The sequence below is a fragment of the Aeromonas sp. Marseille-Q7275 genome, assembly GCF_965119515.1.
In genome coordinates this window covers 145,603-161,228 of record NZ_CBCPLW010000008.1, presented here as the reverse complement: position 1 = coordinate 161,228, position 15,626 = coordinate 145,603, and the positions used below count along the sequence as shown (strand labels likewise).

Annotated in this window: 11 protein-coding genes; 9 read left to right on the top strand and 2 right to left on the bottom strand. The window is 63.4% G+C overall.

Going from position 1 to position 15,626, the window contains the following annotated elements:
- The first annotated feature begins 5 nt into the window (after positions 1-5).
- From tapF to ACWPWQ_RS09835, 8 genes are all read left to right on the top strand, one after another.
- Positions 6-797 carry a PilW family type IVa pilus biogenesis/stability lipoprotein TapF gene (gene tapF / locus ACWPWQ_RS09870; protein WP_025327234.1) on the top strand — a complete coding sequence of 264 codons (792 nt, stop codon included), beginning with the start codon at positions 6-8 and terminating at the stop codon, positions 795-797.
- Complete coding sequence (locus ACWPWQ_RS09865; protein WP_454009672.1) at positions 787-1,716, top strand: RodZ domain-containing protein; 930 nt, start codon at positions 787-789, stop codon at positions 1,714-1,716. Before tapF ends, ACWPWQ_RS09865 begins: the two co-directional genes overlap by 11 nt.
- A 10-nt stretch (positions 1,717-1,726) precedes the next feature.
- Positions 1,727-2,842, top strand: coding sequence for a flavodoxin-dependent (E)-4-hydroxy-3-methylbut-2-enyl-diphosphate synthase (ispG, locus tag ACWPWQ_RS09860; protein ID WP_163137811.1), 1,116 nt, complete (start codon positions 1,727-1,729; stop codon positions 2,840-2,842).
- A gap of 139 nt (positions 2,843-2,981) precedes the next feature.
- Positions 2,982-4,259, top strand: coding sequence for a histidine--tRNA ligase (gene hisS, locus ACWPWQ_RS09855; protein WP_429107665.1), 1,278 nt, complete (start codon positions 2,982-2,984; stop codon positions 4,257-4,259).
- A gap of 3 nt (positions 4,260-4,262) precedes the next feature.
- Entirely contained in the window at positions 4,263-4,913 is a 651-nt protein-coding gene (locus tag ACWPWQ_RS09850) for a YfgM family protein (protein WP_041205942.1), read from the top strand.
- Complete coding sequence (bamB, locus tag ACWPWQ_RS09845) at positions 4,906-6,090, top strand: outer membrane protein assembly factor BamB (protein WP_139434257.1); 1,185 nt, start codon at positions 4,906-4,908, stop codon at positions 6,088-6,090. The genes ACWPWQ_RS09850 and bamB overlap by 8 nt, the downstream gene beginning before the upstream one ends.
- A 74-nt stretch (positions 6,091-6,164) precedes the next feature.
- Complete coding sequence (gene der, locus ACWPWQ_RS09840) at positions 6,165-7,664, top strand: ribosome biogenesis GTPase Der (RefSeq protein WP_106886585.1); 1,500 nt, start codon at positions 6,165-6,167, stop codon at positions 7,662-7,664.
- Between the two features lie 88 nt (positions 7,665-7,752).
- Positions 7,753-7,983 carry a zinc ribbon domain-containing protein gene (locus tag ACWPWQ_RS09835; protein ID WP_454009671.1) on the top strand — a complete coding sequence of 77 codons (231 nt, stop codon included), beginning with the start codon at positions 7,753-7,755 and terminating at the stop codon, positions 7,981-7,983.
- Positions 7,984-8,327: 344 nt separating this feature from the next.
- Here the strand turns inward: ACWPWQ_RS09835 and mltF are convergent, their stop codons facing one another.
- Complete coding sequence (mltF, locus tag ACWPWQ_RS09830; protein WP_247626391.1) at positions 8,328-9,821, bottom strand: membrane-bound lytic murein transglycosylase MltF; 1,494 nt, start codon at positions 9,819-9,821, stop codon at positions 8,328-8,330.
- A 149-nt stretch (positions 9,822-9,970) separates the two neighbouring features.
- On the opposite strand from mltF, the gene purL reads away from it, so the two are divergent.
- Positions 9,971-13,864, top strand: coding sequence for a phosphoribosylformylglycinamidine synthase (gene purL / locus ACWPWQ_RS09825; protein WP_454009670.1), 3,894 nt, complete (start codon positions 9,971-9,973; stop codon positions 13,862-13,864).
- A 259-nt stretch (positions 13,865-14,123) separates the two neighbouring features.
- Here the strand turns inward: purL and nuoN are convergent, their stop codons facing one another.
- On the bottom strand, positions 14,124-15,587 hold the full coding sequence (nuoN, locus tag ACWPWQ_RS09820; protein ID WP_025327224.1) for an NADH-quinone oxidoreductase subunit NuoN: 1,464 nt from the start codon (positions 15,585-15,587) through the stop codon (positions 14,124-14,126).
- Between the last annotated feature and the right edge of the window lie 39 nt (positions 15,588-15,626).

Here is a 15,626-nt window from a genome sequence, read left to right as displayed (position 1 = left end):
AGCCATTGTATAGACAGGAAATGGATATCCGTACATTGATCGTAGTGGCAGCGCTCTGCGCGCTGCCTGGCTGTGTCACCGAGACCACTTACGCTGGCCAGAATTCGACCCAGCGTGAAGTGGGTCCCGACTTCAAGGCGGCTGCCCAGACCCGTCTCGATCTGGGTATTCAATACCTGCGTCAGGGCAATGCCGAACAGGCCAAGTTCAACCTTGACCGGGCCCTCCAGTACGATCCCAGCAATCCTCAGGTCTATATCGGCTTCGCCTATTTCTACCAGCAGGTATCCGATTTCAAGGCGGCCGAGGAGAACTACAAGAAGGCGCTCTCCATGGATCCGACCAATGCTGACGCGATGAACAACTACGGTGCCTTCCTGTGCAACCGCGGGCGTTTCGAGGAGGCGGAGAAGGCATTCCTGCAGGCTGTCAGCCAGCCAGATTACGTCAAGATCGCCGATACCTACGAGAATGCGGCGCTCTGCTCGATGCAAAATAACAGAAATGACAAGGCCAACGAGTACTATCGTCTGGCCTTGGGGTATAATCCCCGCAATCCAAGGTTATTGCTGGACATGGCCGAGCTTTCCATGAAAGATGGCAAGCTGCCTGATGTGCAGTCTTATCTCGTGCGTTTTGCCGAAGTGGCAGACGAAAACGAGGAGAGCCTCTGGCTCCGGCTGCGGCTGGCCCAGGCCATGGACAAACCGGCATTACTTCACCAATTCGGGACTGAGCTGGTAAGGCAATATCCCACTTCGCAACAAGCCAAGCGTTACTTAGCCAATGACTACTGAACAGCCACACGATTTTCAAGACGACTCCCAGGCAGTGGGCCCAGGCCAGCTGTTGCGCAACGCCCGTGAACAGCTTGGCTGGACACGAGAGCAGGTTGCGTCCCGCATTCACCTTCGTCTGACCCTGATCGCCGCCATCGAGGCGGATACCTACGACAAGCATACGTCCCACACCTTCATTCGCGGCTATCTGCGCGCCTATGCCAAGCTGGTCGGCATTCCCGAGGAGACCATACTCGCGGCCTACGACAAGCTGGGGCTGACGCCGCCCGATAACATCGACATGCAGAGCTTCTCCCGCCGCTCCCGCCAGCAAGCCAACGACAGTCGGCTCAAGGTGGTGACCTGGCTGGTGATCCTGGTGTTGATCGCCCTCTCCATCGCCTGGTGGTGGCAGAGCACGGCACGTCGTTCCGCCGGGGATGAAGCCCTGGCGGCGAGCGAGATGGGCACGGCGCAGACAGTGTCGGTCGCCAACGTGACGCCCACGGTGGACGTGACCGACCCCGTATTGCCAGTGGCCTCCGACGCCGTGGCGACTAACGTTGTTGTGAGTGACGCCGTCGCCACCGCGCCTGAGGTCGTTGCCGCGACCAGTGCCGCCCTGTCTACCGAGGCTTCATCTGCTGAGGCAACCCTGGCGCCGACAGAGACGGCCGCCACCGAACCTGGCAAGGCGCCCCAGCTCAAGATGAGCTTCACCGCCGACTGCTGGCTGGATGTCAAGGATGCCAACGGCAAGACCCTGTTCAGCGGTCTGAAGAAGGCGAACGACGAACTTGTGCTGGAAGGACCCGAGCCACTCAAATTCATCATTGGCGCGCCCATGGCGGTCAATCTCGAATACCAGGGCAAGTCCTTCGACATGAGCCGTTACAACAACGGCCGGACTGCTCGCTTCTCACTGCCGCAGGAGTAATCTGTCCGCCATGTCCGCTCACGAATCCCCCATTATTCGTCGTCAATCCAGGCAGATCATGGTCGGCAATGTGCCGGTTGGGGGCAACGCCCCCATCACGGTGCAAACCATGACCAACACCAAGACCACGGATGTCGCCGCCACCGTCGAGCAGATCCAGCGGATCGAGCGGGTCGGTGCCGACATAGTCCGGGTCTCTGTGCCCACCATGGAAGCGGCGGAAGCCTTCAAGCTCATCAAGCAGCAGACCCGCATTCCCATCGTCGCAGACATCCACTTCGACTACCGCATCGCCCTGAAAGTGGCCGAGTACGGTGCCGACTGCCTGCGCATCAACCCGGGCAACATCGGCAACGAAGAGCGGGTGCGCGCCGTGGTCGACTGTGCCCGTCATTACAACATTCCGATCCGCATCGGCGTCAACGGCGGCTCCCTGGAGCGTGACATCCAGGAAAAGTATGGCGAGCCGACCCCGGAGGCCCTGCTCGAGTCGGCCATGCGCCACGTGGATTACCTGGATCGCCTCAACTTCGACAACTTCAAGGTGAGCGTCAAGGCCTCCGACGTCTTCCTCGCGGTCGGTGCCTATCGCCTGCTGGCCAAGCAGATCGACCAGCCGCTGCACCTGGGGATCACCGAGGCGGGCGGCTTCCGCGCCGGCGCGGTGAAATCCGCCATCGGGCTCGGCATGCTGCTGGCCGATGGCATAGGTGACACCATCCGCATCTCCCTGGCCGCCGATCCGGTGGAAGAGGTGAAGGTGGGCTTCGACATTCTCAAGTCCCTGCGCATTCGCTCCCGCGGCATCAACTTCATCGCCTGTCCCTCCTGCTCCCGTCAGGAGTTCGACGTGATAGGAACGGTGAACGCCCTGGAAGAGCGGCTCGAGGACATCATCACCCCGATGGACGTCTCCATCATCGGCTGCGTGGTGAACGGCCCGGGCGAGGCCCTGGTCTCGGATCTCGGCCTTGCCGGCGCCGCCAACAAGAGCGCCTTCTACGAAGGGGGCCAGCGGGTCGACCGGCTCGACAACAAGGATCTCATCCCGACCCTGGAGCGCCGTATCCGCGCCCGGGCGGCCATGCTGGATCCGGCCAACCAGATCCAGGTGGACAAAGGTTGAACCATTGAGGGGCCACCTGGGGTGGCCCCGGCTTTAGGTTGTTGATTTTACATCCCGCATCCGGGCACCCTGATTTTACCTCGGGGCCGAAGATCCCTATAATGCGGCCAAATTTTACCTCTTTTTCTCGAGTATCAACGTGGCAAAACAGATCCAAGCTATTCGCGGTATGAATGATTGCCTGCCGGAGCAGAGCCCGGTATGGCAGAAAGTGGAACAGATCCTGCGCCAGGTCGTCGCCAGCTACGGCTACAGCGAAGTGCGCATGCCCATCGTCGAGCAGACCCATCTGTTCAAGCGCGCCATCGGTGAAGTGACCGACGTGGTCGAAAAAGAGATGTACACCTTCGAAGACCGCAACGGCGACAGCCTGAGCCTGCGTCCGGAAGGGACCGCCAGCTGCGTCCGTGCCGGTATCGAACACGGCCTGCTCTACAACCAGGAACGCCGGATGTGGTACATGGGCCCCATGTTCCGTCACGAGCGTCCCCAGAAGGGCCGCTATCGCCAGTTCCACCAGTTCGGGGTCGAGCTGTTCGGCATCAACGGGCCTGACATCGACGCCGAGCTCATCATGCTGACCCACCGCCTGTGGCGTCTGTTCGGCATCAGCGATCACGTCACCCTGCAGCTCAATACCCTGGGTCAGAGCAGCGAACGCGCCGCCTACCGGGATGCCCTGGTGGCCTACCTGGAGCAGTACAAGAGCGAGCTGGACGAAGAGAGCCAGCGCCGCATGTACAGCAACCCGCTGCGGGTGCTCGACTCCAAGGACGAAAAAGTGCAGGCCATCCTGGTCGGTGCGCCCCGTCTGTTCGATCACCTGGGCGAAGAGAGCCTGGCCCACTTCGAGGGGCTCAAGCGCCTGCTCGAGTCCGCCGGCATCCAATACGAGGTGAACGAGCGTCTGGTGCGCGGTCTCGACTACTACAACCTCACCGTGTTCGAGTGGGTGACGAGCAGCCTGGGGGCCCAGGGCACCGTCCTGGCCGGTGGCCGTTACGACGGTCTGGTGGAGCAGCTCGGCGGTCAGGCGACCCCGGCCGTGGGCTTTGCCATGGGCATGGAGCGTCTGGTGCTGATGCTCGAAACCCTCGAGCTCAACGCCGATATCCGCCCGGCGGTGGATGTCTATCTCTGCATGGTGGGCGAGGGGACTGAACAGGCAGGTTTCCAGCTTGCCGAGCGGCTGCGCGACGCCCTGCCGGACCTGCGTCTGATGAGCCACTGCGGTGGCGGCAACTTCAAGAAACAACTCAAGCGTGCCGACAAGAGCGGCGCGGCCATTGCCCTGATCCTCGGCGAGACCGAGGTGCAAAGCGGGGAGATCACCATCAAATATCTGCGTGGCCAGGCCGAGCAACAGACCGTCTCGGTCGATGCCGCCATCGCCCTGCTGGCAGCTAAAGGAGAGTAAGCTGTGGAAGTGTATACCACTGAAGAACAACAGGTTGAGGTCATCAAGAGCTGGTGGAAAGAGAACGGCACCTCGGTACTCGCCGGGACCGTGATCGGTCTGGTCGGCCTCTTTGGCTGGCGTTACTACAACGAGCTGCAGCAGACCAACCAGGAAGCCGCCTCTCAGGCTTACAACGCCATGACAGCCCAGCTCGCCAAGGGGGACGATGCCGCCCTTGAGCAGGCCAAGAGCTTCATCAGCGCCCATCAGGGCGACGCCTATGCCGAGCTGGCCGCCCTGCAACTGGCCGCGGCTGCGGTCAAGGCGGGCAAGCTGGATCTGGCTGCCGAGCAGCTGACCCAGGTGGCCGCGAACGGCGACGAGAGCATCAAGCCCATCGCCGCCCTGCGCCTGGCCCGGGTGCTCAAGGATCAGGGCAAGGCCGACGAGGCCCTGGCCCAGCTTGGCAAGATCAACAACGACGCCTTCAAGGCCCAGGTGGCGGAAGTGCGTGGTGATGTCCTGCTGGGGCAGGGCAAGCCCGAAGAGGCGCGCGATGCCTATCAGGTGGCGGCCGATGCCGGCGGCCTGCAGAGCAGCGCCGAACTCAAGCTGAAGATGGACGATCTGGCGCTGCCAGCGGTCACTGCGGGTGAGGCTCCGGATGCGTAATCTGTACAAGAAAATGGCGCTGGGGGTGGCAGTCTCCCTGGCCCTGCAGGGCTGCTCCCTGTTCAGCTCCGAGGAAGACCTGACCCCGATGGCGCCTCTGCCCGTGGTGGAGTCCGCCTTCAGTGCCGATACCAAGTGGTCCTCCTCCGTCGGGGATGGCATAGGCGATTTTTACTCCCAGCTGCAACCCGTGGTGGAAGAGGATCACATCTATGCCGCCGCCCGTGATGGGGATGTGACCGCCTTCGATCGCAACAGTGGCGAGACCCTGTGGAGCGTGGATCTGGCAGACCTGCCGATCAACGCCGACAAGCGCAGTGCCCGTCTCTCCGGCGGTCTGGTCTCCCGCTACGGCAAGCTGTTCCTCGGCTCCGAGAACGGGGTGGTCTACGCCCTGAACGAAGCGAACGGGGAAGTGCTGTGGCAGACCACGGTACCCGGTGAAGTGGTGGCGAGCCCCGCCGTCGAGGATGGTCGTGTGGTGGTGCTGACCACCTCTGGCCGTCTGATGGCGCTCGACACCGATGAGGGCAAGCTGCAGTGGACTCTGTCCGAAGAGCAGCCGCCCCTGACCCTGCGCAGTGCCAGCACCCCTGTCATCACCAACGGCGCCGTGCTCTATGGCCGTGCCGATGGCAAGGTGGGCATCGCCCTCTTGAGCAACGGCCAGCCGGTGCGCCAGTCCAAGGTGGCCGATCCCCGCGGCGCCACCGAGCTGGATCGCATGGTCGACGTGGACGCCAGTCCGCTGATTGCCGGTGATGAGCTCTATGCCATCGCCTACAATGGCCAGCTGATGGCCCGCAAGCTGATGACGGGTGACGAGGTGTGGAAGCGCAAGTATTCCGGCTACCGCGACATGGCGGTCACCGGCAATGCCATCGTGCTGACCGACAGCCGCAGCCATCTGTTTGCGGTCGACAGGCGCAATGGTCTTGAGCTGTGGTCCAACACCCAGCTGGAAAACCGCACCGTGACCGCTCCCGTTGTCCTGGGTGACTACGTGGTGGTCGGCGATGTGGAAGGTTACCTGTATTGGCTGGATCGGACCGACGGGTCCATCAAGGCCATGCAGCAGCTCGACAGCAGTGGTCTCTATGCCGCGCCCCTGGTGGACGGTGACACCCTGTATGTGCAGAGCCGTGGCGGCAAGTTGTACGCTATCAAGCGTCCCTGATCGCCCGTCAATCTGAATATCCGGCTCCTGGTCTTCGGACCCGGAGCCTTTGTCGTCTTGAGAATGAGGCTTTTATGACTCCTGTAGTAGCCCTGGTGGGCCGCCCCAACGTGGGGAAATCCACCCTGTTTAACCGCCTGACCCGCACCCGGGATGCCCTGGTTGCCGATTTCCCCGGCCTGACCCGGGACCGTAAATACGGCCAGGCGAAGTTGGGCGAGCTGGAATTTATCGTGGTCGATACCGGCGGTATCGATGGCACCGAGGAGGGGATCGAGCTGAAGATGGCCGAGCAGTCCCTGCTGGCCATCGAGGAAGCCGATGTGGTGCTCTTCATGGTGGATGCCCGCGCCGGTTTGACCGCCGCGGATCAGGCCATCGCCGAGCACCTGCGCAAGACCCACAAGAAGGTGTTCCTGGTCGCCAACAAGACCGACGGCATCGACGGTGACTCCGCGGTCTCCGAGTTCTACGGCCTGGCGCTGGGGGAGGTGTACCAGATCGCCGCCGCCCACGGTCGTGGGGTGCTGAGCCTGCTGGAGCTGGCGCTGGCCCCCCACCTTGAGACCCTGGTCGAGGCTGCCGCCGAAGAAGAGGCGCAGGAAGAGGAGGACTTCGACGAAGAAGCCCTGCTGCGCATGGTGGCCGCCGGTGATCTCGACACCCGGGAAGACACCAAGGAGACCCCGTTCGCCGACTTGCCCATCAAGTTCGCCATCGTCGGTCGGCCCAACGTCGGCAAGTCCACCCTGACCAACCGCATGCTGGGGGAAGACCGGGTCATCGTCTATGACATGCCGGGCACCACCCGCGACTCCGTCTACATTCCCATGGAGCGTGACGAGCAGAAGTACGTGGTCATCGACACCGCCGGCGTGCGTCGCCGCGGCAAGGTGCATGAGACGGTGGAGAAGTTCTCCGTCATCAAGACCCTCAAGGCGATCGAAGACGCCAACGTCTGCCTGCTGGTGATAGACGCCCGCGAGACCATCACGGATCAGGACTTGAGCATCCTCGGCTTCGTGCTGAGCAGCGGCCGCTCCGTGGTGCTGGTGGTGAACAAGTGGGACGGTCTGGATCAGAAGGTGAAGGAAGACATCAAGAACGAGCTGGACCGTCGTCTGGGCTTCATCGATTTCGCCCGCGTCCACTTCATCTCCGCCCTGCACGGCAGCGGTGTCGGCCACCTGTTCGAGTCCATCAACGAGGCTTACCAGTCCGCCACCCGTCGTACCAGCACCGCCATGCTGACCCGCATCATGCAGATGGCGCAGGAAGATCACCAGCCGCCCATGGTCAACGGTCGCCGCGTCAAGCTGAAGTATGCCCACGCCGGTGGCTACAACCCGCCGCGCATCGTGATCCACGGCAACCAGCTGAACGATCTGCCGGACTCCTACAAGCGGTATCTCATCAACTACTTCCGCAAGTCCCTGAAGATCATGGGTACCCCGATCCGGGTCGAGTTCCAGGAGTCGGTCAACCCCTTCGAGGGCAAGAAGAACACCCTGACCCTGAGCCAGGAGCGGCAACGGGATCGCCTGCTCAAGGCCAAGAACAAGAGCAAAAAATAAGCTCTGACGGCTGCCCTGGTGGCAGCCGTTTTTTTATCTGCAAGATGAGGGGCGAGCCCGGCGCGCCTGCCCTGGAGAGGAGATGACCATGAGTCTCTTGACATGCCCGGCCTGCCAGGCCGAGCTGGACAGCCGCAGCCCAGAGGCGAGCTGCGGCCAGTGCCATGCCCGCTATCGGATCCGGGCCCTGTGCCCGACCTGCCTGCATGAGCTTGAATGGCTTCGGGCTTGCGGGGCGGTGGATTACTTCTGCAACCACTGCAACAGCCTGGTCTCCAAACGTAGTGTCCAGTTTGAGCTGACGCCGGTCGAGGCATAAAAAGGCATTAAAAAACCCGGCCTTGGCCGGGTTTATGCTGTGTGCTCCGCAATCAGCAAGGTATAGGAGCGGTTGCGGTGCCATATCTTGCGTTTCATGTCGGCCAGTTTCAGCTTGCGTCTGGGGCTCCAGGCGCATCTGGTTTTTCTGGTCAACATGGCTCTTCTGCGTGTTCGCATCTGGTTTTCCTCCCTGGTCATCCCGGCGACGCTGACGGCTCCCTGACATGGGTTGCCATCGATATCGCAAGTTGATGAATGTATTGCAATAAGCCTCTATCAGACAGGCTCTGGTCTGGGGGAATGGTAACAGAGAATTCCCCCAGACGACACACCCCGCAGGGCTCAGGGGGTGATGATCTGGCTGACCACCTCGGCGATGATGGCGGGGCGCTGTGCCGGGGGGGCCTGCTCGCTGCCGTCGTCCTCGTCCAGGGCCTCGCGGCGATGGGCCTTCTGCTGCTCGTTGTCGAGCCAGAGCAGGCTCTGGTAGTACTGGCGCACGTTGTTGACGTAGTTGCGCGCCTCGCCACCCCGGGCATAGCCGTAGCGCACCTTGCGATGCCAGCGTGACTGCTGCAGCAGGGGCAACACCTCTTTCACGTCGCTCCAGGCGTCCGGGTTCTTGCCGAGCTGCTTGGTCAGGCGGCGGGCATCCATCATGTGGCCATAGCCGATGTTGTAGGCGGTGAGGGCAAACCACACCTTCTCGTCCGCCGGCACCGAGTCCGGCACCTTCTCCATCATCTCCTGCAGGTAGCGGGCGCCCCCCTTGATGCTCTCTTCAGGGTGGGTTCTATCGTTCACCCCCATCGCCTTGGCGGTGGGCTCGGTCAGCATCATCATGCCGCGCACCCCTGTGTAGGAGCGGGCCTGGGGGTCCCAGTGGGACTCCTGATAGCTGATGGCGGCCAGCAGGCGCCAGTCGATCTCCTTGGCGTGGGTCTGGAACAGCGCCTGGTACTTGGGCAGCAGGCTCTTGGCCCGCTTGAGGAAGGTGCGGGTGTCGACGAAATCGAAGTTCTGCACGTGGCCGAAGTACTTCTCGTCGAGCTTGGCGATGGAGCCATCCATGAAGCGCTGGCCGAAGAAGTCGATGATGCTGGCGTAGAGGCTGTCATCGGGCAGCTTGGTCATGGCCCAGGCCACTGTCTGCTTGCTGGCGAGGGTCAGCCCCTCGGTGAGCTCGGGATAGTAGCGCTGGGTGCGGGCCAGTACGGTGTCCTGCACCACCGTGTAGTCCACCTCGCCGTCGGCGACCTGCTTGAGCAGCTCCTCCACGTCGGCGTCCCGATTGATGCGCCAGCTCAGATTGGGGTACTGGCTGGCCATCTCCTTCATCAGATCCTCGCCGGTGGAGCCGGCAGGCACCACTATGGTGCCCTTGATGTCGCCGAGATCCTTGGGCCTGGGGGAGCCGTTGCGATAGACCAGCTTGGGGGAGACCTGGTAGAAGCCGGGGCCAAAGCGAAACAGCTTGCGCCGCTCCGGGGTCACGACGATGGCGGCGGCGGCGAGATCCAGCTTGCCCTTTTGTAGCTGTTCGACCAGCTCGGCGGTGGAGTAGGCCGGGACTATGGTCAGCTTGACCCCCAACCAGTCGGCATAGTGCTGCGCCAGCTCGTAATCGAACCCCTGGGCGGTGTCGTCACGCTGGTAATAGGAAGTGGGACCATAGAGGGTGCCAACACGGATCTCGCCCCGTTGGCGGATCTGCTCCAGCTGGCTGGAGGGGGAATAGAAGTCACAGCCGGCCAGGGCCAGTGTCAGCAACATCCCGATAAACAGTCGAAAAATGCAGCGCAAGTAGGTGAGTACCCTTGTTGAAAAAATCGGCATTTGTCAAAAGAGAGGCACCTTTATACCAGAGAGTGTGGAGGGAGTCACATCGTGGGAGATGAGAAAAACGTTTGTTCGCGGTGAGCCTGATCCCTATAATACGCGCGTCTCAAATCCCCCCACACTCTAAAACTTGGTGAGAAAGGTATATGGAAATCTTGCGTGGTGCCCCAGCACTGTCTGAGTTTCGTGTCCACAAGCTGCTGCAGAGCTGCGCACAGAGAGGAGTAGAGATAGCAGACGTCTATGCCGAATACGTGCACTTTGCCGAGCTTTCGAGCCCGCTCTCGCCCCCGGAGCGAGCGACCTTGGGCCAGCTTCTGCGCTACGGCCCGACCATCCCGGAACACACCCCCAGCGGTCAGCTGTTTCTCGTTACCCCCCGCCCCGGCACTATCTCCCCCTGGTCTTCCAAAGCAACCGACATCGCCCACAACTGCGGCCTGAACCAGGTCAAGCGGCTGGAGCGCGGCATTGCCTATTACGTGCAGGCCAAGGGCGAGCTGACCGCAGCCCAGCGTGGCGAGGTCGCGGCCCTGCTGCACGATCGCATGATGGAAGTGGTGTTCGATGAGCCGAGCCAGGCAGCCGCCCTGTTTGCCCATCACGAGCCGCGCCCCTTCACCCAGGTGGACGTGCTGGGCGGTGGCCGCAGCGCCCTGGCCTCGGCCAACATCGAGCTGGGCCTGGCGCTCGCCGATGACGAAATCGACTACCTGGTGGAGAACTTCACCCGGCTTGGTCGCAATCCCAACGACATCGAGCTCTACATGTTCGCCCAGGCGAACTCCGAGCACTGCCGTCACAAGATCTTCAACGCCGACTGGACCATAGACGGTGAGCAGCAGCCGAAGTCGCTGTTCAAGATGATCAAGAACACCTTCGAGCAGACGCCGGATCATGTCCTGTCTGCCTATAAAGACAACGCCGCCGTGATGGAAGGCAGCCAGGGTGGCCGCTTCTTCCCGAGCCCCGCGAGTGGTGAGTACCAGTATCACCAGGAGCGCGTCGACATCCTGATGAAGGTGGAGACCCACAACCACCCGACCGCCATCTCTCCCTTCCCGGGGGCGGCCACCGGCTCCGGCGGCGAAATTCGCGACGAGGGCGCGACCGGCCGTGGCGCCAAGCCCAAGGCGGGTCTGGTGGGCTTCTCCGTCTCCAACCTGCGCATCCCAGGTTTCGAGCAGCCCTGGGAGCAGAATTTCGGCAAGCCGAGCCGCATCGTCAGCGCCTTTGACATCATGCAGGAGGGACCCCTCGGTGGTGCCGCCTTCAACAACGAATTCGGTCGTCCCGCCATCCTCGGCTATTTCCGTACCTTCGAAGAGCAGGTGCCGAGCCACAACGGCGTCGAAGTGCGCGGTTACCACAAGCCCATCATGCTGGCGGGCGGCATCGGCAACATCCGCAGCGAACACGTCCAGAAAGGGGAGATCCCGGTGGGGGCGGCCCTCATCGTGCTGGGCGGCCCGGCCATGAACATCGGCCTGGGGGGCGGCGCCGCCTCCTCCATGGCCTCCGGCCAGTCTGCCGAAGACCTCGATTTTGCCTCGGTGCAGCGGGACAACCCCGAGATGGAGCGCCGTTGCCAAGAGGTGATCGATCGCTGCTGGCAGCTCGGCGATGACAACCCCATCGTCTTCATCCACGACGTGGGGGCCGGTGGCCTCTCCAACGCCATGCCGGAGCTGGTGAACGACGGCGATCGGGGCGGCCGCTTCGACCTGCGCGCCATCGCCAGCGACGAGCCTGGCATGAGCCCGCTGGAGATCTGGTGCAACGAATCCCAGGAGCGCTACGTGCTGGCGGTCGCCCAGGAGAAGCTGCCCCTGTTCAAGGCCCTGTGCGAGCGCGAGCGCGCCCCCTATGCGGTCATCGGCACCGCCACCGAAGAGAAACACCTCACGCTGTCCGACAGCCATTTTGACAACCAGCCCATCGACCTGCCGCTGGACGTGCTGCTGGGCAAGGCGCCCAAGATGCACCGCGACGTGCAGAGCCTGCCCGCCCAGGGCAAGGCGCTGCAACTGGACGGCATCACCCTCAGCGACGCCGCCGAGCGGGTGCTGCGTCTGCCGACCGTGGCGGAGAAGTCCTTCCTCATCACCATCGGCGATCGCACCGTGACCGGTCTGGTCAACCGCGACCAGATGGTCGGTCCCTGGCAGATCCCGGTGGCCGACTGCGCCGTCACCGCCGCCACCTACGACAGCTACCACGGCGAAGCCATGTCCATGGGGGAGCGTACCCCGGTGGCACTGCTGTCTCATGCTGCATCGGCCCGTATGGCGGTGGCCGAGGCCCTGACCAACCTGGCGCCTGCTCATATCGGCTCCCTCAAGCGGGTCAAGCTCTCCGCCAACTGGATGTCCGCCGCCGGTCACCCGGGGGAAGATGCGGGCCTCTACGAAGCCGTGAAAGCGGTGGGCGAGGAGCTCTGCCCGGCCCTTGGCATCACCATCCCGGTGGGCAAGGACTCCATGTCCATGAAGACCCGCTGGCAGCAGGACGGCGAAGAGCGCAGCGTCACCTCGCCGCTCTCCCTGCTCATCTCCGCCTTCGCGCGGGTCGAGGACGTGCGCAATACCGTGACCCCGCAACTGCGGACCGATCTCGGTGAGACCGACCTTATCCTGATTGACCTTGGCAACGGCAAGCAGCGCCTCGGCGCCTCCGCCCTGGCCCAGGTCTATCGCCAGCTTGGGCAGAGCGCCCCGGATCTGGACAACCCCGTCCAGCTCAAGGGCTTCTTCAACGCCATCCAGGCGCTGGTGGCGGATCGCAAGCTGATTGCCTACCACGACCGCTCCGACGGCGGCCTCTTCGTCACCCTGACCGAGATGGCGTTTGCCGGTCACTGCGGCCTCGACATCCAGCTCGATCGCGTGGGGGGCGACCTGCTGCCGGCGCTGTTCAACGAGGAGCTGGGCGCCGTCATCCAGGTGCGTCGCGACGACAAGGAAGCAGTGCTGACCCTGCTGGCCGGTCACGGTCTGGCGGCCTGCTCCCACGTGCTGGGCACGGTGCGTGAAGATGATCTCATCCTGTTCCAGCGCGCCGGCACCGAAGTGTACCGCGCCAGCCGCACCGCGCTTCGCACCCTCTGGGGCGAGACCAGCTGGCAGATGCAGCGCCTGCGGGACAACCCGGAGTGCGCGGATCAGGAACATGCCGCCCGTCAGGACGCCACCGATCCGGGTCTGCAGGCCAGGTTGACCTACAACCCGTCCGAGGATGTGGCCGCCCCCTATATCGCCCGCGGGGTCTCCCCCCGTCTGGCGGTGCTGCGCGAGCAGGGGGTCAACTCCCACGTGGAGATGGCGGCAGCGTTCGATCGCGCCGGGTTCGCGGCGGTGGATGTGCATATGAGCGACATCCTGTCCGGTCGCATCAAGCTGGAGGAGTTCCAGACCCTGGTGGCCTGCGGCGGCTTCTCCTACGGTGACGTGCTGGGGGCGGGGGAAGGCTGGGCCAAGTCCATCCTGTTCAACGACGGGGCCCGCGAGCAGTTCCAGCGCTTCTTCGAGCGTGGCGATACCTTGTCGCTGGGGGTGTGCAACGGTTGCCAGATGATGTCCAACCTGCGCGACCTCATCCCGGGGGCCGATCTCTGGCCGCGCTTCGTGCGCAACCGCTCCGAGCGCTTCGAGGCGCGCTTCAGCCTGGTGGAAGTGCAGGAGTCTCCCTCCGCCTTCTTCGCCGGCATGGCGGGCTCGGTGATGCCCATCGCCGTCTCCCATGGGGAAGGGCGGGTGGAGGTGCGCGACGCCGCTCACCTTGCCGCGCTGCAACAGAGCGGCCTGGTGGGGCTGCGCTTCGTGGACAACCGCGGTCAGGTCACCGAGCAGTACCCGGCCAACCCGAACGGCGCCCCGGCGGGCATCACTGCGGTCACCACCACGGACGGCCGTGCCACCATCATGATGCCGCACCCGGAGCGGGTGTTCCGCACAGTGGCGAACTCCTGGCACCCGGACAACTGGGGCGAGGACGGCGCCTGGATGCGAATGTTCCGTAACGCTCGCGTGCGTCTGGGTTAATCCCGCGCTGACGTGGTAGAGAATCAGAAACCGGCCCCTGTGGCCGGTTTTTTTATGGGCGCGTGAGACGCTCTGCGCCCCTTGGGGTGATGGCTGGTGAATGGTGACTGAGGGAGGGGAGAGCAAGGATGAGCGTTGAGGTGAGAGGGCGAATGGGAGGAGGCATTGGCACGGCGAGCTTGACCCCAAGGCCCGGCAGTCTGGGGAGATAAAAAACCGGCCACGGGGGCCGGTTTTGTTGTGTGGAGTGCAGCAGAGGTTAGCGCAGCACCACGTGCTGGAAGCCCTGCACCAGGCTGATGACCGGTTGGGGATAGATGCCGAGCAGCACCACCAGGATGGCGGAGAGCAGCACCACAAGCCCGCCGGAGGAGAAGGCCCAGTCGGCCCTGGCATCGCGCAGCTGCATGCCGGGTTCGCGCAGGTAGAGGGTGACCATGACGCGCAGGTAGTAGTAGAGCCCCAGGGCACTGCCGAGCACGATGGCGCCGGAGAGCCACCACAGCTGCGCCTCGACGGTGACGCCGATGAGGTAGAACTTGCCGATGAAGCCCAGCGTCATGGGGATGCCCGCCAAGGAGAGCATCATCACCGTCATCACCGCCGTGAGATAAGGGCGCTTCCAGAACAGGCCGCGATAGCTGTGCAGGGAGTCCGCATCCTTGCCGCGATAGGGGCTGGACATCATGCTGATGACGCCGAAGGCCCCCAGGCTGGTGAAGAGGTACATCAGCAGGTAGACACCGGCCGCTTCCACCGGCATCTGGCCGAGGCGGCTCGCCACCACCACTGCCAGCAGATAGCCGAAGTGGGAGATGGAGGAGTAACCCATCATCCGCTTGATGTTGGTCTGGATCAGCGCCAGGAGGTTGCCGACCACGATGGAGATGACCGCCATGGCCGCCAGCAGCCAGTGGATCATGGGATCCGAGGTGGCCGGTACCGCCAGGTAGAAGCGCAGCAGCACGCAGAACACGGCTATCTTGCTCACGGTGGCGAGGAAGGTGGCCACAGGTGCAGGTGCCCCTTCGTAGACATCCGGGGTCCAGAGATGGAAGGGGGCGAGCGACAGTTTGAAGGCGAAGCCCACCAGCATCAGGCCAAAGCCCCCCATCAGCAGCGGGTGGTGAGCCGGGCTCTGGGCCAGGGTCAGGCCGAGATCGCTGAAGCTCAGGCTCCCCGCCTGGGCATAGAGCAGCGCCATGCCGAACAGCAGGAAGGCGGTGGCGGCGGCGGAGAGCACCATGTACTTGATGCTGGCCTCCAGGGAGTGGCGCTCGCGGTAGGCATAGCCCACCAGACCGAACATGGGCAGGGTCAGCATCTCGATCCCTATGAACAGCGACGCGAGGTGGCGGGAACCCGCCAGCACCAGGCCGCCTGCGGTGGCGATGAGCAGCAGCAGGTAGAACTCTTCCCGGTTGTCCGGGTAGCCCTTGAGCCAGGAGCGACCGAAGGTACAGGTGGCCAGGGCCCCGATGAGCACCAGCCCCATGTAGAAGACCGCGTAGCTGTCCACTTGCAGCAGGGGAGTGACCCCTTGATCTCCCTGGGCCATGACGATGGGCAGGGAGAAGAGCGCCAGGTTGAGACCTGTGATGGTCACCACGAAGGCGGTGTCATCGCAGCGCTTCCAGGCGATGGCGAGCATCAGGGCGACCATGGCCCCCGTGGTCAGCAACAGGGGCAGCAGGGCCAATAGTTGGGCGGCGGTAAACGTCATGACAAGGCTCCCGGCGTGGACAAGGAAAGGGAGAGAGAA